This window comes from Streptomyces sp. NPDC022552 (assembly GCF_055561875.1).
Window position 1 is genome coordinate 339,619 of the sequence record NZ_JBVHGJ010000004.1, and the last position, 24,881, is coordinate 364,499.

General features: G+C 72.0%; 17 protein-coding genes. 11 read left to right on the top strand and 6 right to left on the bottom strand.

Annotated features, from left to right (window positions below):
• Nucleotides 1-24 precede the first annotated feature (24 nt).
• Nucleotides 25-2,808: a fumarate reductase/succinate dehydrogenase flavoprotein subunit gene (locus ACZ3OF_RS14585; RefSeq protein ID WP_467304788.1), complete on the top strand. Its 2,784-nt coding sequence runs from the start codon at nt 25-27 to the stop codon at nt 2,806-2,808.
• 13 nt (nt 2,809-2,821) lie between these two features.
• Here the strand turns inward: ACZ3OF_RS14585 and ACZ3OF_RS14590 are convergent, their stop codons facing one another.
• The 3 genes from ACZ3OF_RS14590 to ACZ3OF_RS14600 form a co-directional block, all read right to left on the bottom strand.
• A complete protein-coding gene (locus tag ACZ3OF_RS14590) occupies nt 2,822-3,538 on the bottom strand; it encodes a class E sortase (RefSeq protein WP_361672850.1) in 717 nt (238 codons plus the stop codon).
• A 105-nt stretch (nt 3,539-3,643) separates the two neighbouring features.
• Nucleotides 3,644-4,357 (bottom strand): hypothetical protein, encoded by a 714-nt coding sequence (locus tag ACZ3OF_RS14595; RefSeq protein WP_361672848.1) that lies wholly within the window; start codon nt 4,355-4,357, stop codon nt 3,644-3,646.
• 31 nt (nt 4,358-4,388) lie between these two features.
• Complete coding sequence (locus tag ACZ3OF_RS14600) at nt 4,389-5,531, bottom strand: ABC transporter substrate-binding protein (RefSeq protein ID WP_467304791.1); 1,143 nt, start codon at nt 5,529-5,531, stop codon at nt 4,389-4,391.
• Between the two features lie 248 nt (nt 5,532-5,779).
• On the opposite strand from ACZ3OF_RS14600, the gene ACZ3OF_RS14605 reads away from it, so the two are divergent.
• From ACZ3OF_RS14605 to ACZ3OF_RS14645, 9 genes are all read left to right on the top strand, one after another.
• Nucleotides 5,780-6,823 (top strand): iron-containing redox enzyme family protein, encoded by a 1,044-nt coding sequence (locus tag ACZ3OF_RS14605; protein WP_361672844.1) that lies wholly within the window; start codon nt 5,780-5,782, stop codon nt 6,821-6,823.
• Nucleotides 6,824-6,923: 100 nt separating this feature from the next.
• Complete coding sequence (locus tag ACZ3OF_RS14610) at nt 6,924-7,610, top strand: 2OG-Fe dioxygenase family protein (RefSeq protein ID WP_467304793.1); 687 nt, start codon at nt 6,924-6,926, stop codon at nt 7,608-7,610.
• A gap of 74 nt (nt 7,611-7,684) precedes the next feature.
• Nucleotides 7,685-8,611 carry a diaminopimelate epimerase gene (gene dapF / locus ACZ3OF_RS14615; protein WP_361672839.1) on the top strand — a complete coding sequence of 309 codons (927 nt, stop codon included), beginning with the start codon at nt 7,685-7,687 and terminating at the stop codon, nt 8,609-8,611.
• Nucleotides 8,608-9,720: a pyridoxal phosphate-dependent aminotransferase gene (locus ACZ3OF_RS14620; protein WP_467304796.1), complete on the top strand. Its 1,113-nt coding sequence runs from the start codon at nt 8,608-8,610 to the stop codon at nt 9,718-9,720. Before dapF ends, ACZ3OF_RS14620 begins: the two co-directional genes overlap by 4 nt.
• A gap of 307 nt (nt 9,721-10,027) precedes the next feature.
• A complete protein-coding gene (locus ACZ3OF_RS14625; protein ID WP_467304797.1) occupies nt 10,028-13,201 on the top strand; it encodes a non-ribosomal peptide synthetase in 3,174 nt (1,057 codons plus the stop codon).
• Nucleotides 13,194-14,663: a serine hydroxymethyltransferase gene (locus ACZ3OF_RS14630; RefSeq protein WP_467304799.1), complete on the top strand. Its 1,470-nt coding sequence runs from the start codon at nt 13,194-13,196 to the stop codon at nt 14,661-14,663. The genes ACZ3OF_RS14625 and ACZ3OF_RS14630 overlap by 8 nt, the downstream gene beginning before the upstream one ends.
• Nucleotides 14,660-17,098 (top strand): non-ribosomal peptide synthetase, encoded by a 2,439-nt coding sequence (locus tag ACZ3OF_RS14635; RefSeq protein WP_467304801.1) that lies wholly within the window; start codon nt 14,660-14,662, stop codon nt 17,096-17,098. Before ACZ3OF_RS14630 ends, ACZ3OF_RS14635 begins: the two co-directional genes overlap by 4 nt.
• Nucleotides 17,095-17,910, top strand: coding sequence for a thioesterase domain-containing protein (locus ACZ3OF_RS14640; protein WP_361672827.1), 816 nt, complete (start codon nt 17,095-17,097; stop codon nt 17,908-17,910). The genes ACZ3OF_RS14635 and ACZ3OF_RS14640 overlap by 4 nt, the downstream gene beginning before the upstream one ends.
• Nucleotides 17,907-19,226 (top strand): MFS transporter, encoded by a 1,320-nt coding sequence (locus tag ACZ3OF_RS14645; protein WP_361672824.1) that lies wholly within the window; start codon nt 17,907-17,909, stop codon nt 19,224-19,226. Before ACZ3OF_RS14640 ends, ACZ3OF_RS14645 begins: the two co-directional genes overlap by 4 nt.
• On the opposite strand, the gene ACZ3OF_RS14650 is transcribed toward ACZ3OF_RS14645, so the two are convergent.
• The 3 genes from ACZ3OF_RS14650 to ACZ3OF_RS14660 all read right to left on the bottom strand — a co-directional run bounded on the left by ACZ3OF_RS14650 (nt 19,213) and on the right by ACZ3OF_RS14660 (nt 23,219).
• On the bottom strand, nt 19,213-21,216 hold the full coding sequence (locus ACZ3OF_RS14650; RefSeq protein WP_467304805.1) for an AfsR/SARP family transcriptional regulator: 2,004 nt from the start codon (nt 21,214-21,216) through the stop codon (nt 19,213-19,215). The genes ACZ3OF_RS14645 and ACZ3OF_RS14650 overlap by 14 nt on opposite strands.
• 475 nt (nt 21,217-21,691) lie before the next feature.
• Nucleotides 21,692-22,417, bottom strand: a complete 726-nt coding sequence (locus ACZ3OF_RS14655) for a LuxR C-terminal-related transcriptional regulator (protein WP_467304807.1) — start codon at nt 22,415-22,417, stop codon at nt 21,692-21,694.
• Entirely contained in the window at nt 22,401-23,219 is an 819-nt protein-coding gene (locus ACZ3OF_RS14660) for a sensor histidine kinase (protein ID WP_467304809.1), read from the bottom strand. The genes ACZ3OF_RS14655 and ACZ3OF_RS14660 overlap by 17 nt, the downstream gene beginning before the upstream one ends.
• Before the next feature lie 920 nt (nt 23,220-24,139).
• Here ACZ3OF_RS14660 and ACZ3OF_RS14665 point away from each other — a divergent pair.
• Entirely contained in the window at nt 24,140-24,874 is a 735-nt protein-coding gene (locus ACZ3OF_RS14665) for a MerR family transcriptional regulator (RefSeq protein WP_467304811.1), read from the top strand.
• Nucleotides 24,875-24,881: the final 7 nt, after the last annotated feature.

Consider the following 24,881-nt stretch of genomic DNA (forward strand, 5'->3'; position numbering starts at 1 on the left):
CCGAAGGCTCCCGAAAGGCTTCCCGTGGACACCCCTCTGGCCATCCCCGACCTCGCCGACGCGACCGAGCTGTCCTGCGACGTCCTCGTCATCGGCGGCGGAACCGCCGGCACCATGGCCGCCCTGACGGCCGCCGGGCGGGGCGCCGACGTGATCCTCCTGGAGAAGGCGCACGTCCGGCACTCCGGCGCCCTCGCCATGGGCATGGACGGGGTCAACAACGCCGTCGTCCCGGGCCGGGCCGAACCCGACGACTACGTCGCCGAGATCACCCGCGCCAACGACGGCATCGTCGACCAGTCCACCGTCCGGCAGACCGCGACCCGCGGCTTCGCGATGGTCCAGCGGCTGGAGTCGTACGGGGTGAAGTTCGAGAAGGACGAGCACGGTGAGTACGCGGTCCGCCAGGTGCACCGCTCCGGCTCGTACGTGCTGCCGATGCCGGAGGGGAAGGACGTCAAGAAGGTCCTCTACCGGCAGTTGCGGCGACGGGAGATGCGGGAGCGGATCCGGATCGAGAACCGGGTCATGCCGGTGCGGGTGCTCACCCACCCGGAGGACGGGCGGGCCATCGGCGCGGCCGGATTCCACACCCGTACGGGCGAGTTCGTCATCGTACGGGCGGGCGCGGTGATCCTGGCCACGGGTGCGTGCGGCCGGCTCGGACTGCCCGCCTCCGGCTATCTGTACGGGACGTACGAGAACCCCACCAACGCCGGCGACGGCTACGCCATGGCGTACCACGCGGGCGCGGCCCTGACCGGCATCGAGTGCTTCCAGGTCAACCCGCTGATCAAGGACTACAACGGGCCCGCCTGCGCGTACGTGGCCAATCCGTTCGGCGGGTACCAGGTGAACCGGCACGGCGAGCGGTTCGTGGAGTCGGACTACTGGTCGGGGCAGATGATGGCCGAGTTCGCGGCCGAACTCGCCTCGGACCGGGCCCCGGTGTACCTGAAGCTCAGCCATCTGCCCGAGGAGACCATCAGCGCCGTCGAATCGATCCTGCACACGACCGAGCGCCCCACCCGCGGCACGTTCCACGAGGGCCGGGGGCACGACTACCGCACCCATGACATCGAGATGCACATCTCGGAGATCGGGCTGTGCGGCGGGCACTCCGCCTCGGGGGTACGGGTCGACGCCCACGCCCGCACGACCGTGCCCCGGCTGTACGCGGCCGGGGACCTCGCCTGCGTGCCGCACAACTACATGATCGGGGCGTTCGTCTTCGGCGACCTGGCGGGCGAGGACGCGGCCCAGTACCGGTCGTACGAAGGGGAGTTGCCGCAGGACCAGCTCGCCGCGGCCCATGAACTCGTCTACCGCCCGCTGCGCCACCCCGACGGGCCGCCGCAGCCGCAGGTGGAGTACAAGCTGCGGCGGTTCGTGAACGACTACGTGGCGCCGCCGAAGACCGGGGCGAAGCTGTCCCTCGCGGTGGAGGCGTTCGACCGGATGTCGACGGAGATCGAGGGCCTGGGCGCCCGCACCGCACACGAGTTGATGCGGTGCGCCGAGGTGTCCTTCATCCGGGACTGCGCGGAGATGGCGGCACGGGCGTCGCTGGCGAGGACCGAGTCCCGATGGGGCCTCTACCACGAGCGGCTCGACCACCCGGAGCGCGACGACACGGGCTGGCTCCACCACATCGACCTGTGCAAGTCGCCCTCCGGGGCGATGGAGTTCACGGCCCGGCCGATCGAGCCGTACGTGGTGCCCGTCCCGGAGTTCGCGCCGGAGGCCGGGCCGGAGCGGTGGCTCGGGGAGGTGGCGCTGGTGCCGACGGCCACGGCGGGCCGGCGGGACGTCGCACCGGCAGCCGGGAGAGCGTCCGCCGGGAGTGCGGCTGCCGGAAGTGCGGCTCAGGCGCCGGCAGCGGAATCCGCGGTGGAATCGGCGGCCGCTTCGGGCGGGCCGAGCCCGGCGCTGCTGCGGCTGCTCGTCCTTGCCGAGGAGTCCCCCGATCTGGCCGCCCTCGGCCCCTACCTCACCGACGCCGACCCGGCCGTCCGGTCCGCCGCAGTCGCCGCCCTGGGGGAGACCGTGCCCACCGGGGCGGGGCCCGCGCTCGCCGTACGGCTGCGGGACACCGCGCCCCAGGTCCGGCACGCCGCCGCGGCAGCCCTGCGCGAACTGGTCGAAGTGCTGCCCGCCGAGGCCGAGTTGGGGGACGCCCTGCGGGAGGCGCTCGACGAGGCCGATCCGGTCGTCCGCTCCGCCGCCCTCGAAGTCCTGCGCGCGCAGCGCCTCGGTGACGCCTCGGTGTACACCGGCGCGCTCACCGACCCCGACATCGACGTCCGGATCCACGCCGTCCGTGGCCTGGTCGCGGTGGACGCGGTCGCGGAGCTCGCGGTGGCCGCCGCCGACGCCGCCCGCGAGGTCCGGGTCGCCGTGGCACGCGGCCTGGCAGCCGTCCGTACGCCGGACCCGGCTCCGCTGCTCCCGCTGCTCGACGACCCGGATCCCCTGGTCAAGGGCGCCGCATTCGCCGCCCTTGCCGTCACGGGCTGCCCGCCCGCGTACGCGGAGCCGGCCGTCGCCGCGCTCGCCGCCCCGGCCTGGCAGGTACGGGCCGGAGCCGCGACCGCTCTCCGCGCGGCGGCTGCCGGACAGGCCGTCCCCGCGCTCGCGAAGGCCCTGGCCGACCCGAACGCGGACGTCCGCAAGGCCGCCGTCCTCTCGCTGCACCCCCACCGGGCCGACCCCGAGGCCCGCGCCGCGCTCGCCACGGCCACCACCGACGCCGACGCCGACGTCCGCGCCCACGCCTCGCGCGCGCTGTCCCGCCCCGCGACGTCCTAGGCGGGCCGCTGCCCTAGGCGGGCCGCTCCGAGGTCAGGACGCCTATCTTGTCGATGCGGTGCTCGGGGTTGCCCTGGGCGTCCCGCCAGAAGTTGCCCGCGGCGTCGTCCTCCGGCGTCGCACAGGTGGAGAGGGTGATCATGGCGCGGGTGGGCTTCTCCCCCGGCTCGCCCGGCACGGCGGCCCGCTGCTCGGCGAGCGAGTCGGCCGAGCGGAAGGACGTGGTCCGCGTCTCGACGATCTCGTAGGTGTAGACCGTGCCTCGGGCGGTGACGTACACCTCGTCCCCGACGTCGACCGAGGGCAGCGCCCGCAGGGGTCCGCCGGCGGAGAGCCGGTGGGCGGTCACCAGGTAGTTGCCGATGTCCCCCGGTCCGACGCCACCGCGATCGCCGTGGGGGCTGGCGGCCACGCCACGGTCCTGGATCCGGGTGCCCGCCGCGTCGTCGGTCGTCCCCTCGTAGGGCAGGACGTCCAGGTCCTCGACCCCTATGGACGGTATGGACAGCTCGGCGGCGACGGGGGGCCGGGGAGAGGGCTCCGAGGGCGACGGTGGCGCCGCCTCGGGGGCGGGAGGAACGACGGGCGCCGGGGCACGGGCGTCTGCGGACGTACCCGCCGCGCTACGGACGTCGACGGACGTCCCGCCCGGACCGCCGACGAGCGCGGCGACGGCCGCCACGATCGCGGCGACCACGGCCACGGCGGCGACGGCCAGAGCGCGGTGCACGCCCCGGCCTCTCGGCGGGCCCTTGCTAGGGGTCCCGCGACGCTGGGCACCCATACCCCAAGGATCGCCCACGCGTGCCACCGCGGCACCCCGGGCGTGGGCGGGTCAGCCGACGCCGTCCCCGGCCGCCACCCGGTGCGCCTCCAGGCCGGGCGCCGTGAGCAGCTCGGTGATCAGCTCCTCCGAACCACCGACATAGGTGCTGACCAGGTCGACGTCACCGCCGACACACCAGGCGCGGTCCTGCGGCCACCACAGGTCGGGGAGTTCCATGAACGGGTCGAGGATCTCCGGGGACAGGACGTCGGCCAGCGGTCCGGAGAGCAGGATCTCGTCCCGTTCCGGGGTCGGGAAGGTGGGGATCCCGGGCCACTCCCGGCGGCCGTACCCCTCCCACAGCCCGAACCAGCACCGCTCCGGCGTGCCGGTGTGCCGGGCGAGGACGGGCATCAGGGCCCGCGCGACCTCGCCGGGCGTGGGCCCTTCGGCGGCGTGCTCGTCCCATACGCCGGGCAGGCCGTACTCCTCCGCGTTCTGGTGGTACCGCTCCACGCCGATGACCTCGTGCCAGTCCGTGAGGGCCTCGACGCGACGTCCGTACGCGGCGGCGACGGTCTCCCAGCGCACCGGCCGCTCGTCGAGGCTCGCGGGGTGCAGCACGCGCGCGTAGGCCGCGAATCCGGGCGCGGCGACTCCGGCCACGGTCCCGAAGGTGCCGTACCCGGGGCGCCGTTCGGTCAGCCAGCGCGCGGGGGCGAGGTCCGTCTCCTCGACGCGCAGGCGTCCGTACGTGGCCCCGGCCCCGCTCTCCTCGTTCACACGCCACCCTCCGTCGGCGTCGGCACGGTCTCTATGCTCCACCGGCGAGGGTCCGGAAGCGATCGGGTTCCGCCGGATCTCGATCGACGACGTGGATCGGCGCCCGGTCCCACTGCCACACGCCGATGCCTGGCGTGCGGGAGAACCGGATCTCCCCACGGGTGCCTTCGACCGCGACGCGCGGCCATGCCTCGGCCGTGCGCGCCCGGCCCGCGCCGTGCCCGGCCTCCGCTCCGTTCTCCCCGTGAGAACGCAGCACATCGGCGAGGACGGCGATCGTGTCGTAGCCCTCGAAGGCGACGAAGGAGGGCGCTTCGGCCAGTCGCTCCCGGAGGGCCGTCCCGACTCGTGCGCCGAGTGGGCCGAGGCGCTCGGGCAGGTAGCGCAGGAACGGGACGGCGGCGCCGTCGTCGCCCAGCAGCCTCGCCCACGCGGCGAACTCCGGTTGGCCGGCCGGAGCACCGATCAGGAGGCCGGCGAGGCGCTCGTCGCGTCGGACGGCCCTGACGATCGACACGGCCGGTTCCGGATTGCCGACCAGAAGCAGGAGCGCGGTCGCGCGGTGCTCGACGACTTCGTCGCACACGGCCGTCGGGCCGAGTTCGCGCATGTCCAACTCGACGACGGTGCCGCCGCGTGGAGCGAGACGGTCCCGCAGGATGCGGGCCCCCGAGGTCCAGTAGACGCTCGGCTCGGCCGCTACGGCGATGCGGCCGTGGCCCGCTCCGATGAGGAAGTCCGCGTAGATCCGCCAGCCGTGGGACTGCGGCGGGGCGAGGCGCGCGACCCAGTCCGTCGGCTCTTCGGTGAGCGCGTCGAGCACCGCCGAGGAGCAGAGGAACGGCAGACCGAGCGCGTCCGCCCGGGCGGCGGCTGCGCGGGCGACCACGCTGTGGTACTCCCCCACCACGGCGGCCACGCCCAGGCCGGCCAGTTCGTCCACGGCCGCCGCGGCCCGCCGCGGATCGGCCGCGGTGTCCCGGACCACCAGCTCCAGCGGTCGCCCGGCGATCCCGCCGGCCGCGTTGACGTCACCGACGCCCAGCTCGAGTCCGGCGAGCAGATGCCGGCCCGCCTCGGTCCAGCCAGGACGAGTCAGCGGTACGAGGGCGCCGATCCGGACGGACGCTCCGTCAGCCCGCGCCGCTCCGGCCGGCGATGGTGGCGTGTTCATGCGTGGACGTCTCCCGACAGACGGGGCGGTTGCCGTACGAAGCGCCGAGAGTAGCCGAGCCGGGCATGGCCTGGTTCGGCGCCCCGTCCGGTCGTACAGAGCGCGTACATATTCCGTCCAGCGGGCCCCTTGCAGAATGGCAACGCCCGCCGCCCACGCGGTCCGAAAGAAACGTATCGCCGCAGTACTGGTACGGCTGGCCTTCGTGTCGGAAATCTGCTTCGTCCAGTGAATCCAAGGGGAAACACATGCCTGAAGTCGGCGGCTCCAAGGGTCTGACCGTATCCGGTGACCCGTTCCTGTCCACCGTGGACAGGGTGTGCGCATGGCTCGGTTCCGCGCCTGAGAAGGTCGACGCTCTGTCGGGCAGTGAGCGGAGCCGCGTCCTGGGCGAGGTGGCCGACATCAACACCGCCGCCGCCGGGGGTGACATGGGCGCCCTGTACGCGCAGCAGTATCTGCTCGACCGGATCTACCAGCTGTACACGAAGATCCCGCAGCAGCAGAACGCCGAGGGCTCCGTCGTCGTCTACGAGATAGCCCGTCTTCTGGAGACCGCCACCGCGGCCGCCCAGGACCGGCTGATCGAGCCGGGCCTGCTCGAGGACGCGCCCACCGAGCCGCGGGAGTACCTGACCTGGCTCAAGAACACCGCGCGCAGCCACCGGGTGTACAAGCACCCCTACTACCACGAGTTCATCCGCAACGAGGCCACGCACGACGACCTGCGGAACTACGTGATGCAGGAGTCGGTCGTCGACGGTCGCTTCGACGACCTGCTCGCGATGATGCAGGTGGGCACCGCCGGCGCGGCCAAGATGGAGATCGCCGCCAACTTCTGGGACGAGATGGGCAACGGCAAGCCCGCCGAGGTCCACACCCACCTGTTCAACAAGATCTACGAGGTCTTCGAGATCTCGGAGGACGAGCTCGCCCGGTCGCTCACCGCCACCTCGCTGCTCAACGGCAACCTCGCGGTCATGCTCTGCCGCCACCGCACGCTGTACGCGGAGGCCGTGGGCTTCCTGGGCATGACCGAGTGGATGGCCCCGGACCGGTTCGTCCAGGTCGTGCACGCCTGGGAGCGCCTGGGCCTGCCGGAGGTCGGCATCGTCTACCACAAGCTGCACATCACCATCGACTCCCAGCACGCACAGGGCTGGTTCCACAACGTGGTGCTGCCCGCCGCCGAGTCCGCGGACATGCGGCGTGCCATCGCGCGCGGCATCATGTGGCGGCTCAACTCCTCTGCCGCCTACCTGGACGAGCGCATGCCTTCCGTCGCCGCCTGACGTCCGGCGCATGACGTCCGGCGCATGACGTCCGGCGCCGGGCGACCCGCGCCTGACGTCCGCCCGTCCGACGACATCACCCTTTTCTGGAGGAGAGATCATGGCCCTTGGCAGCGAACGCTTCCTCATCATCGACCTGCCGGAGGTCTCGGCCGACATCCTGCCGAGCTACGACGACTGCCCCGTCGACGAGTACATGGGCAACGGCACCCGTTTCAAGCGCTTCTCGCAGTACCGCCTCAGCCCGCAGGGCGAGGACGGCTGGTCGTTCGAGCGTCTCGCGCACCGCGACTACACGACGTACAAGAAGTTCAACTCGGTCGGCGGCGGCATCCGCCGCGTCTACGAGCCGATCAAGGTGGACTTCACGCCGCTGATCGAGCACGGCGTCCGTGAGCTCGGTCTGGACCGGTCCGAGGACTGGCAGATCAACGTCCACCAGAACCGGACCCGCGCCGACGGCGAGAAGCCCGGCCCCCTCACCCCCGAGGGCGTGCACCACGACGGCCACGAGTTCGTGATGATCGCGATCCTCAACAAGGTGAACGTCGCCGGCGGCACGACCCGGCTGTGGAACCCCGGGGCCGACGAGCCCTTCTGGTCCGGCACGCTCGAGCCGGGTCAGGCGGTCCTCCTCGACGACCGCGCGCTGGCCCACGACGTCACGGACGTGCTCTCCGCCGACGGGGGTCCCGGCCACCGCGACATCGTGATCATCGCCTTCTCCCGGTGGGCGGAGAAGTGGTACGGCGAGGAGCACGACACCGCCGCGCTCGCCGAGCAGTGATCCCGGGCGCCGCCCCGAGGTGAGGCACCACGCCTCGGGGCGGCGCCGCGCCCAGCAGCCAAGGGAGATCATCCGTGATCGACTTCTACAAATATCAGGCAGCAGGCAACGACTACTTGGTGATCGACCCCCGCAGCTCCGACTTCCCCCTGACCCGTGAGGCGATCCGGCTGGTCTGCGACCGCCACCGCGGCATCGGGGCGGACGGTGTCCTGTACGGACCTCTGGAGACACCGCGACCCGGTGTCCCGGTCGCGCTCGATCTGTACAACTCCGACGGGTCCGACTGCGGCAGAAGCGGCAACGGTCTGCGGATGTTCGCGCTCCACCTCGCCGAGCAGGAGGCCGGCTCCTGGGCCGACGGAGGCGAGTTCACCCTCCGTACGGCCGCCGGCGACTGCCCCGTGCGGGTTCTGGACGCGACGGAGGGCCGGGTCGAGGTCGGCATGGGCCGGCCCAGCTTCGACGCCGCCGATCTGCCCCTGCTCCGGGAGGACGGCGCCCCGTTCGGCGGCCGGGCGGTGGGCGTGCCGCTGGCCGTGGACGGCGACGAGTTCACGGTCACCTGTGTGTACAACGGCAATCCGCACACCGTGGTCCTCGTGGACGCCCCGTCCGCGGACCTCGCCCGGAGGCTCGGTCCGAGGATCGCGCGGCACCCACGGTTCCCGAACGCCACCAACGTGCAGTTCGCACGGATGGTGGACCGGTCCGTGATGGAGCTGGAGGTCTTCGAACGCGGCGCCGGATATGTGACGGCCTCCGGCAGCAGCGCCTGCGCCGCGGTGTCGGCGGCCCGTGAACTGGGGCTGTGCGACAGCCGGGTGGAGGTGAGGATGCCCGGCGGCACTCTGGGGATCACGGTCGCCGAGGACGGCGCGGTCACAATGACCGGCGACGCCGAGCAGGTGGCGGCCGGTTCCTTCGCGCCCGCCCTGCGCGCGCGCCTCGACCGGACCGCGTCGGCCACTCCGGCCGTGACCGCCGGGACCGCGCGGTGACTCTCCCCTCGTACGCGCGGGAGCCGCGCGACTATCCGATCCAGCGGTGGGTCTTCGAGGACGCCGCGGGACGCTTCGACATCGACCTCGGGGACAGCAACATGGTCCCCGGACGCCTCGACGCGCTCAACGTGCCGCCCGGGCTCGAACTGGACTACGGCCATGACCGGGGCCTCGACACCCTGCGCACGGCGGTCGCCGGCCTCTACGGCGGCTCGGCCGCATCGGTCCTCGTCACCGTGGGCGCACAGCAGGCGCTCTACCTCGTGTACGCCGCGCTGCTGACCCCCGGGTCCCGGGTGATCGCCTTCCGGCCCGGCTGGCAGCAGTCCTGGGACGTGCCGCCCGAGTTCGGCTGCAAGGTCGAGCTCGTCGGGTTCCGGCCCGATCTCAGCTTCGACATCGAGGCCGCCGAGGCGGTGGCCGGGCCGGACGTGAAGCTGATCGTCGCCAACAGCCCGTGCAATCCGACCGGTCGGCGCATCGCGGAGGAGGACCTGCGCGGCCTGCTCGCACTGGCGGCGCGTACGGGGGCACATCTGCTGCTCGACGAGGAGTACGCGCTCGACCTCTCACGCTCCGCGGCCGTCGGCGCCGACCGGGTGATCTCGGTGTCCAGCCTGTCCAAGGTGTACGGCTTCCCGGGGCTGCGGGTCGGCTGGCTCTACGGTCCTCCGGACGTCGTGGAGCTCTGCGCCCGGCGCAAGTTCCTGTCCACCATCTCCAACTCGGTGCTCTGCGAGACCCTGGCCGTCGACGTCCTGGCCCACCGCGACGACCATCTGCGCACCTACCGCGAGATCACGGGCCAGGGGCTGGAGCTCGTCCGGGAGTTCGCCCGGCGCAACGCGGACGCGGTGACCCTCGTGGAACCCGAGGACACCCCGTTCGCCTGGCTCTGGCTCACCACCGGCGAGGAGCCTCTGGCGATGTGCCGCAGAGCCCTGGACCTGGGCGTGCTGCTCATGCCCGGCGAGACGCTCGGGGCGAGCGACGGCTTCCGGATCTGCTTCGCGCGCTCCGCGGAGGCGGTGACGGAGGGGCTGAGCCGCGTGGAGCGCGTCCTCAGACCCACGTCCCCCACGGCCGGCGCGGCCCCGGCCGCCTGACACGCCGAACCGCCGAACCGCTCCACCGCTCCACCGCTCCACCGCTGAACCGCTGAACCGCCGGGGCGCCCTCCCGGTCACCTGACCGACCGGGGGGCCGCCCCGGCCCGGGCCGCCGCCCCAGGGCCGCCGCACCCGGCCGCCGGGGTCCGGTTCCCGCTTCCCTCTCCCGTACCGCCCTCGCCCTACCCCGCCATGCCCTGACCTGCCCTGCCCGCTTCCCGCCGCACCGGGGTGCCAGGGCCCGGGGCGCTCCCCCGCGCCCCCTGGGCGACCACCGTGAACAGCCGAACGGAGTCCTGTGACGATGAGCACGCACACCGCCGAGTCGCGCATTCAACTGTCCTTCGGACAGGAGCAGCTGTGGTTCCTGGACCAGATGAGTCCAGGCGAGACCACCTACAACGTTCCCATCGCCTACCGACTGCGCGGTGCGCTCGACACGGCCGCCCTGGAGGGCGCGCTCAACCTGCTGGTGAAGCGCCACGAGCAGCTCCGGGTGACGTTCCACGCGGCCGACGGTGTCCCGTACCAGGTCGTCTCGCCGGCCGAGGACCGGCCGCTGCCGCTCCGGGACCTGTCCGGGCTGGCGCCCGACGAGGCCGAGAGCGCGCTGCGCGAGGCGCTGCAGACCGAGGCGGACACGCCGTTCGACCTGGCCGCGGGGCCGATCTCCCGGTTCCAGCTGTTCCGGCTGGCCGACGACCACCATGTGCTCGGCCTGAGCTTCCACCACATCATCACCGACGGCTGGTCCGGCGGTGTGGTCAGCCGTGAGATCTCCCAGGCGTACGGGGAGCTGGCCGCAGGCCGGACGCCCGCCCTGCCGGAGCTCACCATCGGCTACGGCGACCACATCCAGCGGCAGCGCAAGCAGCGGGCCGACGGCGTGTGGGAGGAGGAGCTGAAGTTCTGGGAGGAGCGGCTGGCCGGTCTCGAGGCGCTCGAACTGCCCGCCGACCGGCTGCGGCCGGCCGAGCCCACGCAGAACGGCGAGACCTTCGTGGTCGACTTCCCGGCCGAACTGCTGACGAAGGCGCGGGCCTTGGCCCACGAGCAGGGCGCTTCCCTCTACATGGTGGTCGCCGCGGCGCTGAACGTCGTGCTGAGCCGTTACAGCGGGCAGGACGACATCGCCCTCGGGGTGCCCATGCTGGGACGTACCGACCCCGAACTCGAAGACGTGGTCGGTCTGTTCATCAACATGACGGTGCTGCGCTGCGACCTGTCGGGCGATGTCACCTTCGCCGAGCTCCTCGAGCGCATCGCCGACGCGAACCTCGACATGTACGACAACCAGGACGTGCCGTTCGACCACGTCGTGGACCGTGTGCAGACGACGCGGGACGCGGGGCGCAACCCGCTGTTCCAGATCGCCTGCCAGCTGCTCGGCGAGGCGGCGACCGGTGACTCCCTGGAGCTGGCCGGGCTGGCCTCCGAGTCGATCACGCTGGCCACCTCCCGCTCGCGCTTCGACCTGTCCTTCAGCTTCGTGGAGGGCGCCGAGCGGCTGCGTCTGATCGTCGAGTTCGCGACCGACCTGTACGACCGCTGGCGCGTCGAGGCCATGATCGGGCACTTCCAGAACGTGCTCGACGCCGCCTCCGACGCCCCCGAGACCCCGGTCGCCGCACTGCCGCTGCTCTCCGGGGCGGAGCGCGCCGAACTCCTGGAGGTGGGCCGCGGCGCCGACTTCGACTACCCGACGGAGCCGGTGCACGCGACGATCGCCCGGATCGCGCAGGAGAACCCCGACCTCGTCGCGGCGGTCTGCCGCGGCAAGGAGATGACGTACGGCGAGCTGATGCGCAGGGCCGGCAAGCTCGCCCGGTACATCCGCTCCCGGGGCGTGCGCCAGGAGGAGGTCGTCGCCATCGCGATGGACCGCGACCTGGACGCGCTGGTGGCGATCCTCGGTGTCATGGTGTCCGGCGCCGCGTACACGATCATCGACCCCTCGCACCCCAACGCCCGCCTGGACCACATGCTGCGGGACACCAAGAGCCCGCTGGTGATCACGCGGGCCGGCTCGGTGGGCGACCTGCCGGAGTCGTGCGGCTGGGCCAGCGTCAACATCGACACCGACTGGGACGCCATCGAGGCGCTGCCGGACGACGAGCCGCTGGAGGAGTGGGCCAAGCCCGACTCCCTGATCTACGTCCTCTACACCTCGGGGTCCACCGGGCGTCCCAAGGGCGTGATGATCGAGCAGCGGGGCCTGCGCATGTTCATCGAGGCGTACCGGCGCAGCTTCGGCGAGTGGACCACCGAGGACCGGCTGCTGCAGCTGCCCGCGCTGACCTTCGACATGTCCCAGGGCGAGATCTTCGCCGGCCTGATCAGCGGTTCGGCCCTGGTGCTGGTGGCACCGGAGGACGCCTCGTCCCCCGAGTCCCTCGGCTCGCTCATCCGTGACCAGCGGGTGACGTACGCCGGTCTGTCGCCCGCGATCCTGTCCGTGGTGGAGGCGGGACCGTACCCGGACCTGAAGTACATCATGGGCGGCGCGGAGGCCCTGCCGGCCGAGCTGGTCAACAAGTGGAACCTGCCGGGGCGCAAGTTCGTGAACCTGTACGGCCCGACCGAGGCGTCGGTGGCGACCACCGAGTACCTCTGCGAGCACAAGGAGTGGCTGTCCTCGCCGCCCATCGGCCGGCCCGAGTTCAGCCGTCTGCACTACGTGGTGGACAAGGAGTTCAACCTGGTGCCGGTCGGCGTCCCCGGTGAGCTGCTGATCGGCGGCGACGAGGGGCTGGCCCGCGGGTACCTCAACCTGCCGGAGCTGACGGAGGAGAAGTTCGTCCCCGATCCGTTCCTGGGCGAGGGCCGGGTCTACCGCACGGGCGACCTGGTGCGCTGGACCCGCGATCTGCAGATCGACTTCATCGGCCGGCTCGACAACCAGGTCAAGCTCCGCGGTCTTCGGATCGAGCTCGGTGAGATCGAGTCCGGTCTGCTGACCCACCCGAAGGTCCGGATGGCGCTGGTCCTGCTGCGTGAGGACTTCGGGGAGAAGCAGCTCGTCGCGTACTACACGGTCCTGGGCGACACCCCGCCGACGGTCGCCGAGCTCCGTGAGCACCTGGGCAGCACGATGCCGGAGTACATGGTGCCGACGGGCTGGGTGGAGCTGACGGAGTTCCCGCTGACCCCGGCGCGCAAGATCGATCGCGCCAAGCTTCCTGCCCCGGCGTCGGGTTCGGGTGACGGGACGGCCAGTTTCGTCGCCCCGGTGACCGCGACCGAGGAGAAGGTGGCCGAGGTCTTCGGTGCCGTACTGTCCATGACTCAGGTCAGCGCGGACGGCAACTTCTTCGAGCTGGGGGGCAATTCGCTGCAGGCGATGCGTGTCGTGAGCCGGCTCAACAAGCACTTCGGCGTCAAGGTCAACGTCCGCCTCCTGTACGGCGGTGCCACGGTCGCCTCGGTCGCCACGGCCATCGACGCGCTGGTGGAGTCCAAGGCGGGCTCGCGTGCTTGAGGTCCCACGGGTGGCCGCCCCGTCCACACAGGCGTCGCACGTCCCCTTCCAGAACGGCTCCGGGTCCGGCTCCTTCTCCGGCTCCGCGCAGGCCGTGCTGCTGCGCCAGGGAGTGGCGCTCCTGAACCGGACCGACCCCGAACTGGCCGCGCTCCTCGACCGCGAGGTGGAGGAGCAGGCCATGACCCTGGCCATGGTGGCGTCCGCCAGCGTCGCGAACCCGGCCGTCCTGGCCACGGGCGGCGCCGCCCTGTCGAACGTGACGGCCGAGGGCTATCCGGGGGCCCGCTACCACCCGGGCGCAGGGCGGTTCGACGCGGCGGAGCGACTGGCCGTCGAGCGGGCCAGGCACGCCTTCGGGGCGCGGTACGCCAATGTGCAGCCGCACTCCTGCTCCTCGGCCAACCAGGCCGTGCTCGCGGCGCTGCTGCCTCCGGGCGGGGTCCTGCTCGGCCTGGACCTGGACTCCGGCGGCCATCTCACCCACGGGTCCGCCGCCTCGGTGACCGGACACCACTACCGGGCCGTCCACTACGGCCTGGACGACCAGGGCTTCATCGACTACGACCAGGTGGCCGAACTGGCCCTGGCCCACCGCCCCCAGGTCCTCATCGCGGGAGCCAGCGCCTATCCGCGGACACTGGACTTCGCCCGGTTCCGCGCGATCGCGGACTCCGTCGGGGCGTACCTGGTCGCCGACATCTCGCACATCGCCGGCCTGGTGGCGGCCGGCGAGCACCCCAGTCCGATCGATCTGGCCCATGTCACGACCACCAGCACGTACAAGCAGCTGGGCGGGCCGCGCGGAGGGCTGATCCTCATGGGCGAGGAGCACCGGGCGCCCGGCCCGGACTCCCGCCGGACCCCGCTGGACCGGCTGATGCAGCGCGCGGTCTTCCCGCAGTCCCAGGGAACGCCGAGCCCGGCGTCGGTCGCCGCCAAGGCACACGCGCTGAAGCTGGTGGCGGAGCCGGAGTTCCGGGAGACCATGCGGCTGGTGCGCGACGACGCCTCGGCGCTCTCCGACGCCCTGTCCGAGTACGGCTACCGGGTCCTGACGGGCGGCACCGAGAACCACATGGTGCTCCTGGACATGTTCGACCGCGGCATCACCGGTGTCGTCGCCGAACGCGCCCTGGAGGAGTGCGGAATCCTCACGAACCGTAACCGCATCCCCAAGGACACCAAGGCCCCGCTCGTCGCCAGCGGTCTGCGCCTGGGCACGAACGTGCTGGCGCAACGCGGCATGGGGCCGGCCGAGATGCGGGTCTGCGCCGGTCTGCTGCACGAGGTGCTCATGGGCACCACCGTGCTCGGCGACACCGAGTTCCGTACCGACCCCGAGGTGCGCGACCGGGTGGTGGCCGAGGTGGCCGCCCTGTGCCGCACCCATCCCCTGCCCTTCGGCGCCGGCCTCGGCCCCGCCGAGGGCTCCGACCGCGAGCCAGGAGAGAGGTCTTGAGCCGGAACATCACTCCCGTGACGCCTCCCGCCCAGCCGCAGGCGCCGACGCCCGCACCGGCGCCGCCCGCGCTGCTGCCGGCGGACCGTCCGCGACTGCCCGGAGCCGCTCCGGACCGCACCGGATCCGCCCGGCTGCCGCTGGGCCCGTCGGCGCGGACGGCCCCGGAGGAGATGCTCCTGGCCGGCTTCACCGCGCTGCTCCACCGCTGGACCGGTCAGGCCGCGTTCGGCTTCGTCGTCACGAGTCCCGCTTCGGGGACGGTCCGGCTCAGCCGGACCGTCCCCGGGGCGGCGACCCTGGCCGGGCTCGCCCGCGACGCGGAGGACCGGCGGGAGCCCGTCGACGAGCCGGCGCGGCAGGACGAGTTCGAGCTGGTGCTGCACGCACCGGGCGAGGACGGTCCGCCGAGCGCGGAGCTGCGGTACGCCCCCGAACTCTTCGACCGGGCCACCGTCGTCCGCTTCCTCGCCTCCTACGACACGCTCCTGGAGGACGGCCTGGCCGACCCGGAGCGTCCGGTGTCGGAGCTGCGGCTGCTCCCGGAGGACGAGCTCCACCGGATGCTCGTCGAGTGGAACGACACCGCGGAGGACCTTCCGCACGAGGTCTGCCTGCACTCCGCGTTCGAGGCCCGCGCCGCCGAGGCCCCCGACGCCCCCGCCCTGGTGGGCGGCGCCCGGACCTGGACGTACGTCGAGGTCAACGAGGCGGCGAACCGGCTCGCCCACCGTCTCAGGGACCTGGGTGTCGGCCCGGACCGGCGCGTCGGCATCTGCCTGGACCGGAGCGCCGAGCTGCTGGTCGCCGTCCTGGGCGTGCTCAAGGCGGGCGGCGCCTATGTGCCGCTCGACCCCGACTACCCGCGCGAGCGCCTGGCCACGATGGTCGCGGGCACGTCCTGCGCGGTGGTGATCAGCCGGAGCGGTCCGGCCGAGAGCCTCCCGCTTCCGGACATCGACCCGGGCACGCCCGTCCTGCTCCTGGACCGGGACGAGGCGGTCCTCGCCGCGCTCCCCGCGCACAATCCCCCGGGCGGGGCGACGCCCGACGATCTCGCGTACATCATCCACACCTCGGGCTCCACCGGCGCCCCCAAGCCGATCGCCCTGCGCCATCGCGGGGTGATGAACAACATCGCGGACCTCAACACCCGCTTCGGCGTGGGCCCCGGTGACCGGGTCCTCGCCCTGTCGTCGCCCAGCTTCGACATGTCGGTGTACGAGTTCCTGGGGCTGACCACCGCGGGCGGGACGGTGATCCTCACCGAGCCGGAGCGCGCCAAGGACCCGGAGCACTGGGCCGAACTGCTGGCCGACCACCGGGTCACGGTGTGGAACTCCGCCCCGGCCCTCCTCGACATGGTCGTCGACCATCTCGAGAGCACCGGCGCGCGCCCGCTCGACGACCTGCGGCTCGCCCTGCTCGGCGGCGACTGGATCCCCGTGTCGCTCCCCGACCGGGCCCGGGCGAAGGCCCCCGCCCTGCGCTTCGTCGCCCTCGGCGGGGCCACGGAGTCGTCCATCCACTCCACGATCTACGAGGTGACGAAGACCGACGCGCGCTGGACGAGCATCCCGTACGGCCGTCCCATGGCCAACCAGCGCACGTACATCCTCGACGAGGGCCGCCGGCCGGTTCCCCCCGGCGTTCCGGGTGAGCTGCATCTGGCGGGGATCGGGCTGGCCCGGGACTATCTCGGCCGGCCGGAGCAGACGGCGGAGCGGTTCTTCGACTGGTCCTGCGGCGCGGTGTCGGGCGAGCGTCTCTACCGGACGGGCGATGTCGCCCGCTATGGGCCGGACGGCCTGATCGAGCTGCTGGGCAGGGCGGACTTCCAGGTCAAGCTGCACGGTCTGCGGATCGAGCTCGGCGAGATCGAGGCCGTGCTGCGCGCCCACGACACCGTCAGGGAGGCGGTGGTCACCGCGCACCCCGACGGGTCGGGCGACCGGCGCCTCGTCGCGTACGTCGTCGCCGAGGCGGGCCGGGCCGTGGAGCAGCCGGCGGTCGCCGAGCACGCCGCCCGGTCGCTGCCCCGCTTCATGGTGCCGAGCACCGTGCTCGTCCTGGACGAGCTGCCTCTGACGCCGAACGGCAAGGTGGACCGCAAGGCCCTCCCGGCACCGCCCGACGACCTCGGCGAGCCCGAGGAGAGCTACGCGCCACCGGTCACGGAGACCGAGAGGACGGTGGCCGAGGTCTTCGCGGCCGTGCTCGGCGTCTCACGGCTCGGGGCGGACAGCGACTTCTTCGCCGTCGGCGGCAACTCCCTCCAGGCCATGCGCGCCGTCACCCGGCTCAACAAGCACTTCGGGATCAGGGTGAACGTCCGTCTGCTGTACGGCGGAAGCACGGTCCGGAGCATCGCCCTTGTCATCGACGAGCGGCTCGCGCAGCCCGCTCCGACTCCGAACGGAGCTTCCGCACCATGAGCCACCCTTCCGTCGACAGTCTCGTCGCTCTCCGGGCGGAAGGTGACCGGCTCCCGCTCCACTGTGTCCACCCGGTCTCCGGCTCACCCTTCTGCTACTCGGCGATGGCGCACCGGCTCCGTCCCGGGCAACCGGTGTTCGGGTTCGAGGCCCCCGGCTTCGACGGTGCCTCCGAGCCCCTCACCTCGATTCGGGCCCTGGCCGAGCTGCACACGGCCTCGCTCCGTGCGGCCCGCCCGCACGGCCCGTACCAGCTGCTCGGCTGGTCGCTCGGCGGGGTCGTCGCCTACGAGATGGCGCGGCTGCTCGCCGCGGAGGGAGAGGAGGTGCCGCTGCTCGTCATCGTCGACGCGGCGCTTCCCGGGACGCAGTCCGTACCGCCCGACGACGAGCTGGCCCGCTACTTCCTGTACGACTTCCTCGGTGTGACCCGCGACCGGGCCCCGGGCGTCGACAAGGCGCTGGCAGGGGTGCGTCCGGGGGCGGAGCCGGCCGAGGTCTTCGAGGCGGCCGAGCTCAACGGCGCCGTACCGGAGGAGTTCGACGCGGAGTTCCTGCTGGAGCGCTACGCCCTCTTCCGTACGCATGTCGTGGCCATGCGCGAGCACCGTCTGGACGCGGTCCACGACGGGCCCGCGATCCTGATCAAGGCCGAGGACTCGGTGGAGCGGCTGCTCGACTGGAGTCCGTACGTGAGCCGGCTCACCGTCCGCACCGCGCCGGGCGACCACCACTCCGTGTGGCAGGGCCCGGGTCTCACGGCCATCAGCGCCATCGTCGACGAGGCTCTAGGAGAGGCGACTCCCGCATGACGGAGCACGGAACGCCCTCCGCCCCGGCCCCCGCGGCCGAGGCGGAGGGCCCCCCTCGGTCGCTCTGGCGCGACAGGGACTTCATGGTGTTCTGGACGGGCGAGGCGCTCTCCCTCTACGGCACCCAGATCACCCAGCTCGCGCTTCCGCTGACCGCGGTCCTGGTCTTCGGGGTCGGGGCCGGGGAGCTGGGCATGCTGCGGTTCGCCCAGCTCGTCCCCTTCCTCGGCCTCGCCCTGCTCTTCGGCGTCTGGGTGGACCGGATGCGCAAGCGCCCGGTGATGCTGGGCGCCAACGTGGTCAGGATGGTGCTGATCGGTCTGGTACCCGTCCTGTACGAGTTCGACCTGCTGACGCTCCCGACGCTGTACGCCCTGGCGCTCGGCATCGGGGTGGCGACGGTGCTCTTCGACGTCAGCTGGATGTCGTACGTCCCCGTCCTGGTGAAGGACCGGCGCAGTCTGCTGGAGGCCAACACCAAGCTGAACGCCACGCTGTCGTCGGCGGACATCGCCGGGCCGGGACTCGCCGGCACGCTGGTGAGCGCCTTCTCGGCGCCCTTCGCCATGACCGCCAACGCCTTCTCGTACGCCCTGTCGGTGCTGTCCCTGATCCTCATCAGGAAGCCGGAACCCGCCCCGGAGCCACCCGCGGAGAAGCGCCGGCTGCGCGCCGAACTCGCCGAGGGCCTGCGCTGGGTGTTCGGCAACCGGTGGCTGCGGGCGATAGGGCTGGTCGGCTGCTCCTGCAACTTCCTGCTGACCATGGTGCAGACGCTGTTCCTGCTGTACGCGGTGCGCGACAAGGAGCTGTCCGCCGCCGCGGTCGGTTTCGTCATGGGCGCGGCGGCCGTGGGCGGGCTGCTCGGCGCGCTGGTGTCGGGCATGGTGGTGCGCCGGCTGTCGGTGGGCACCGCCTACCGGGTGTCGGTGTCGATCATCTTCCTCGGCCCGCTGCTCGTTCCGGCGGCGGGCGGTCCGCGCTGGCTGCTGGTGGGGCTGTTCGTGGCCTCCTTCTTCCTGGAGTACTTCGGTGCCAGCGTCTCCAACGTCCTCATCGTGAGTCTGCGTCAGACCATTACGCCGCAGCACCTGATGGGACGGATGACGGCCGCGATGCGCATGCTGCTGTACGGCGGCGGTGCGCTCGGCGGACCGGTCGGCGGTCTGCTGGCGGCGATGGCGGGGCTGCACGGCGCCCTGTGGATCGGTGGTCTGCTCTCCGCGGCGATGCTGATCCCGATCTTCCTGTCCCCGGTCGGCAAGCTGCGCACCATGCCGACCGGGCCGGAGGACGCCGCACTCACCTCGACGTGAGATCCGTGGGCCGCGTGACGTCCTCGCACTGGCGGAACGCGGCCCTGCGGAGCACCGCGGCCCGGCGCAGGACGACGGCGTAGCTCTCGATGCGGTCCTTCTCGGCCGGCCGTTCGTGCGCGACGACGGGCTGCACCGGCGGTACTGGCGGTACTGGCTGTGGCGCCTCTGCCGGCTCAGCTTCGGCGAGGCGTGCCAGGGCGGCCCGCCGGTTCAGCATTGGCTCGCTCTGCGCGCACTCCGCCGCGTAGATCCCCAGGAGGTCGTGCAGGCGGTACCGAGCGCCGTGGTCCTCCAGGAGATGGTGGCCGACGAGCGTGTCGAGCAGCCGCCGGGCGGTGTCGCGGTCCGTGTCGGCGAGCGCCGCCGCGACGGGGACGGTGATCGGCCCGTCCTTGGACAGTCCGAGGAAGCGGAACATCCGCGCCGCCTCGGCTGACAGCGCCTGGTACGAGGTCTCGAACGCGTCGCGGACGCTGGCCAGGGCGTCGTCCGCGACGGTGAGGCGGTCCAGCCGGCCGCTCTCCGTCGTGTACTGCTCCACCAGGGTGCCCAGCGGGACACCGGGGTTCGCCGCGATCCCCTCGGCGGTGATGCGCAGCGCGAGCGGCAGCCCGCCGCAGAGCGCCGCGAGCCGCCGTGCGGTCTCCGGCCGTCCCGCGAGCCGCCCGCCGGACAGGGCGGTGAGCAGGTCCGCGGCCTCGTCGACGGCGAGCGGGCGGACGGTGTGCGTGCGGGCCCCGTCGCGGGCGGCGAGGCCGCCGAACCGCTGCCGGCTGGTGGCGACGACGCAGGACGCGCCGCGCGGTATCAGGGGCCGGAGCTGGTCCACGCTCAGGGCGTCGTCGAGGACGACCAGCATCCGTCTCCCGTACAGCAGGCTTCGGTAGAGCGTGGCCCTGCCGGCGAGGTCCCTGGGTATGCGCGTGCTGTCGGCCCCGAGGCTGGTGAGCAGTTGGAGCAGCGCGTCCGACGCGGTGAGCGGTCTGCCCCGCAGTCCGTTGCCGCAGAGGTCCACATAGAGCTGGCCGTCGGGGAAGCGGTCGGAGAGCCGGTGGGCCAGTTCCAGGGCGAGCGCCGACTTGCCGACCCCGGCGGGGCCGTCGACGACGATCACCGGGGTGCTCCGCTGGGCGAACTCGTCGTCGAGGAGGCCCTCCAGCTGTTTCAGCTCGGTGTCGCGCCCGGTGAATCCACGGGCCACCGGCGGCAGCTGGGCCGGTACGGGAACGCCGGCTCCGAGCCCTTCCCGGGGGCGGGGGGCGAGGCTGCCGCCGGGGAGCCGTAACTCCCGCTGTCCTGCGAGGATCCGCCGGTGGAGGTCCTGCAGTTCGGTCCCCGGCTCGATGCCCAGCTCCCTGCGCAGCAGCTGCCGGGTCTCCGTGTACACGGCGAGGGCGTGGGCCTGGCGGCCCCCGTGGTAGAGCGCCAGCATCAGCAGCCAGCGGAGCTTCTCGCGAAGCGGCTCCTCCGCCGCGGCGCGGGAGAGGGCGTCGACCACCTCGGCGTGCTCGCCGGCCTCGACCATGACCGCCGCCCACTCCTCGACAGCGGTCAGTCGCAGGTCACGCAGGCGGACGCCTTCCATGGCCGCGAAGGGCCCCGGCACTCCGGAGTACGCCTCGCCCCGCCAGAGCGCCAGGGCGTCCTCGTACAGCCGTAACGTCGTTTCGGCGCTCCCGCCCTCGCGGGATCGGCGGGCGTGGCCGTGGCGCTCGACGAAGAGCGTGGCGTCCACATCGCTCGGTTCCAGCCGCAGGCAGTAGCCTCCGGGCTCCGAGGAGAGCACCGTGCTGGCCGCCCTGTTGCCGCGTCCCGGCTCCAGCGCACGGCGCAGCCGGGCCACATAGGTGTGGACGCCGTTGGCCGCCGTCTGCGGGGTGTCGCTGCCCCAGAGGGCGCTGGTGATGGTGTCCCCGCTCACCACCTCGCCCGCGCGGCTGGCCAACAGGCTCAGGACCGCGCGCTGTTTGGGCGAACCCAGCGCCACTTCCTCTCCGTGCCGCCAGGCACGGATGGGTCCTAAGAGCTGGATGCGAAGAGGTGCCCCCGTGCAGGTCATGTCCCGTTCACCCCTCAGGGTCGCGTGCTGTTCATGCCGGTCCCCGGTGGTGGCCGTTCGGGCCCCGGGCTGCGCGAAGGCGGCGAGTTGCGTCGCGTATCGCGTTGTTCATGAAGAGCCGGTGTGTCCGCGGGAGGCGGCCGGCGCGGGCAGAGGCCTGCCCGGGTCACTCAGGACGCGCGCGACGGCCGCCGGCGCGGGCCACTCAGGCCATTGCCGTGACCATGACACGCGCCGGACGGTAGGTCCGCGTCACGTGCCGGAAGGTGAGTCTCGCAAGGCGTCACTCGAGGCATGCGCCGAATCTAATCCGGACACCGGGGCGGCACCAGGCCTTCAGGGAGCATCGGGCATGCTCCGAAAGGAGTAGGCCGACCGCGGCGGCACGGGACGGACCTCGCGGTCACATGACGCGGCGGCACACCAGCTCCGGGATCGAGACGGCCTGCCCGCCCTTCCCGGCGGGATCGATGAGCCGCGCCTCCACCGCCTTGTTCACCGCCCCGATGCGCGAGGCGACGCCGAGCTTCTCGAAGATGTTCCGCAGGTGCCGCTTCACGGTGGCCTCGGTGATGCCCAGCCGGTTGGCGATCTGACGGTTGCTCAGTGCTCCGGCGACCTGGGTGAGGACCTCCCGTTCACGGGGCGAGAGGGAGTTCCCCGCCCCGCGGATGGCCGTCTCCGGAGTGGCGCTGCCCGGCAGGGCGATCATGACCTGCGGGTCACGTGCCATGGACCCACGGATGGCGCAGAGCAGCGAGGCGCGGGGGGAGCTCTTGTGCAGATAGCCGTGTGCGCCGCGGGCGAGCAGCTCGTGCACGAGCGGGCCGTGGTCGTGCATGGACAGCATGAGCACCCGCAGACGCGGAAAGCGGACGGTCAACTCGCTGACCACACTGGGCGCGTGGTGGTGGGGCATCTCCACGTCGAGCAGCACGACATGCGCTCCGGTGCTCGCCACCAGGTCACCGAGGCCCACGGACGTGTCCGCCTGGGCGACGACACGGAGGTCGTCCTCCGCGTCGAGGAGCTGACAGAGGGCCTCACGCAGCAGGGAGTGGTCATCGACCGCGACGATACGGATCGGCTCCGCCGGCCACGGCGGTCTCGGGTCATCGGGCGTCCGCATGCCACTCCTCGCCCGCCGGCACCGTGAACGCGAGGGTCGTTCCCGCCCCGGGAACGCTGTCGATCTCCATCCGGCCGCCCAGGAGCCGGATCCGTTCGGCCGCGGAGGCAAGGCCGTTGCCGAACGTCCGGTCCCGGGGAAGGCCGACCCCGTCGTCGCTCACCCGCGCCTCCACCCGGCGTACGTCACACCGCACGTCGACGGACACCCGGGAGGCGTGGGCGTGCGCCAGGGCGTTGCGCAGACCCTCGCGCAGGACGAGGAAGAGCTCCTCGCCCAGGGCGTCCGGCAGCGGATCGTCGAAGTCCTCGATCCGGATCTCCACGACCGGCTTCTCGACGGCCATGGCGGTGACGAAGGCGGCCAGGGCCACCTGGAGGGAGCCGGCGGAGTGCGCTCCGGTGCGCAGTTCGGTCACGACGTCCCGCGTGCTGTGCATCGTCTCCAGGATGGCCTGCTTCAGGCTGTCCAGCCGGGGGTCGGTCGCCGAGGAGACGTTCTGGGTGAGTTCGTAGAGCTCCAGTTGGCGCAGGGCCAGGCCGGCCGCGCTGCCGATGCGGTCGTGGATCTCCCTCGCCATCGCGTCGCGACCCTGCCGGGTGGACTCCCGTACGAGATCGAGGAGTTGCAGGTCGGGTCCGTCCGCGCCGTCCTCCAGGGAGCGGGTGACGGTCGCCTGGAGCGTCGCCATCAGTCGCGTGCCGATCAGGTCCCCCGCCGGCCGGTGGGCGAGGCGCCGTTCCAGGAACTCGGCCACGACCTGGACGAGTACGGAGCCCGCGCGCAGGGCGTGCACCGTCACCGTTCCCCGGTCGCCCCACCCTCCACCCGGACGACCTGGCGTCGGGTGCCGCTCGGGTCCGCTCCCGGGTCCGCGCTCGTGCGACGCCCCGGCGCCGCTCCCCAGGGCGTCGAGGCATTCGGAGAGGATTCCTCGGGCCTGCTCACATACGGAATCCCAGACTTCCACATTCGCCACGAGCGGATTGCGCTGCTCGATGAGCCTGCTGCGATAGACGCCCAGCAACTCGGACTCACCGTCACGTAATTCCGCGGCCAGTTCCCCGTCTTCGACCTCAGGACCGTGCCGTGGCTTTCCCCGCGCCGACGTGTCGGACACGTCTCCGCCCTCCCCCATACCCATCCCCCTCTACCAGCTCCCTCGTCACGCGGTCGGTGCAAAACGGCGAGAAAGGCCGGAGATCGCCATGATCATGCCGTACCACCAAAAGGACGTCAAGTGCCCCGCCTGCGGAATCCATCCCCTCGTCACCTTTGCTCGGCAACGCAAATCCGACGAAAGAACTCGTCCGGCCACGAACGTCCGGCATATTTACTTCTCCATGAGTACCAGGGGCCGCCGAACACGAACCGAGTGACGGACGAACGGCCGCCGAACTCCGCAGCGGGCGCCGGGGCACCATCGGAGGATCATCCCACCCCCGCCCCCCTGAGGCAGGGGCGTCAACAGCAGTTTCAGGCCGAACCACGGGCACGCGCGCGGACCGGTCCCGGGGCCGGACCACCGCCGCCCGGAAGGCTCCGCGAAGACACGCGCCTTCCATGGGACAGCGAAACTCCCCTTTGAGCCAACTCCCCGACCATAGCCACCAGAATGCTTGTGCCGTCGCATTCGAGCCGCATAGGGTCGCGGCGACCTCGAATTGCCGGCACGGCCGCGAAGCACATCGTCCCCAGTATCCGATCGAATCCCGGTGGAATATGTCGCCGCTCTCCGCTCTGAGCCGCAGGACCAACGTCCCCGTTCGCACACTCCGCTCCTATCAGGACCTGGACCTCCTCCCCACACTCCCCGAATACGATGAATCACATGTACGCAGGGTTGCACTGGTAAAGGCACTACTGAATGTCGGCGGACTTCCGCACTCCGAGGTACGCCGACTCGTCAGGCATGTCGAGGACGAACGACCACCGGCGAACGAATTGCTCCGCATCATGCAGCACGCCTTACCCACCCCCGGCGCCGCCTCGCCCGATGAGGAGTGGGAGTGGGCTCAGGCCAGGGTCTCCGACCTGATCCGGGGCTGGGGCTGGCAGGTGGGCCCGGACAACCCGGCCTGGCAGACGCTCTGTCAGGTGGCCATCGCCTGCACATCGCTCGGTCACCATGAAATTCCACGGTTGTTCCCTGCATATGCCGAACACTTGGAGCGCATCGCACGGCTTGAGGTGCAAATCCTCAGCGAACAGGACCATCCCGAAAGCGCCGCGACAAGTCTCGTGGCGGTGACCGCACTTGGCGACGTCGCCATCTCCGCGCTGCGGCGGCTCGCCCGCGAGCATTTCCTGTCGTCGACAGGGAGCGGAACCGAGCACTCCTCCGCTCGCGAGCCCGGTCCTGGCCGCCGGGCCGGCGTCCCGCCCTCCGACACGACGCCGGACATCCATCCACCCCGCCTCCATGAGATCGCCACAAGTGTGCATGAAATAAAGTGAGTTGTGG

Excerpts from the sequence above, each read along its gene's own strand:
- ACZ3OF_RS14645 (WP_361672824.1), top strand. The coding sequence starts at position 17,907 with ATGACGGAGCACGGAACGCCCTCCGCCCCGGCCCCCGCGGCCGAGGCG.
- ACZ3OF_RS14605 (WP_361672844.1), top strand. The coding sequence starts at position 5,780 with ATGCCTGAAGTCGGCGGCTCCAAGGGTCTGACCGTATCCGGTGACCCG.
- ACZ3OF_RS14640 (WP_361672827.1), top strand. The coding sequence starts at position 17,095 with ATGAGCCACCCTTCCGTCGACAGTCTCGTCGCTCTCCGGGCGGAAGGT.
- ACZ3OF_RS14610 (WP_467304793.1), top strand. The coding sequence starts at position 6,924 with ATGGCCCTTGGCAGCGAACGCTTCCTCATCATCGACCTGCCGGAGGTC.
- ACZ3OF_RS14625 (WP_467304797.1), top strand. The coding sequence starts at position 10,028 with ATGAGCACGCACACCGCCGAGTCGCGCATTCAACTGTCCTTCGGACAG.
- ACZ3OF_RS14665 (WP_467304811.1), top strand. The coding sequence starts at position 24,140 with ATGTCGCCGCTCTCCGCTCTGAGCCGCAGGACCAACGTCCCCGTTCGC.
- ACZ3OF_RS14600 (WP_467304791.1), bottom strand. The coding sequence starts at position 5,531 with ATGAACACGCCACCATCGCCGGCCGGAGCGGCGCGGGCTGACGGAGCG.
- ACZ3OF_RS14655 (WP_467304807.1), bottom strand. The coding sequence starts at position 22,417 with ATGCGGACGCCCGATGACCCGAGACCGCCGTGGCCGGCGGAGCCGATC.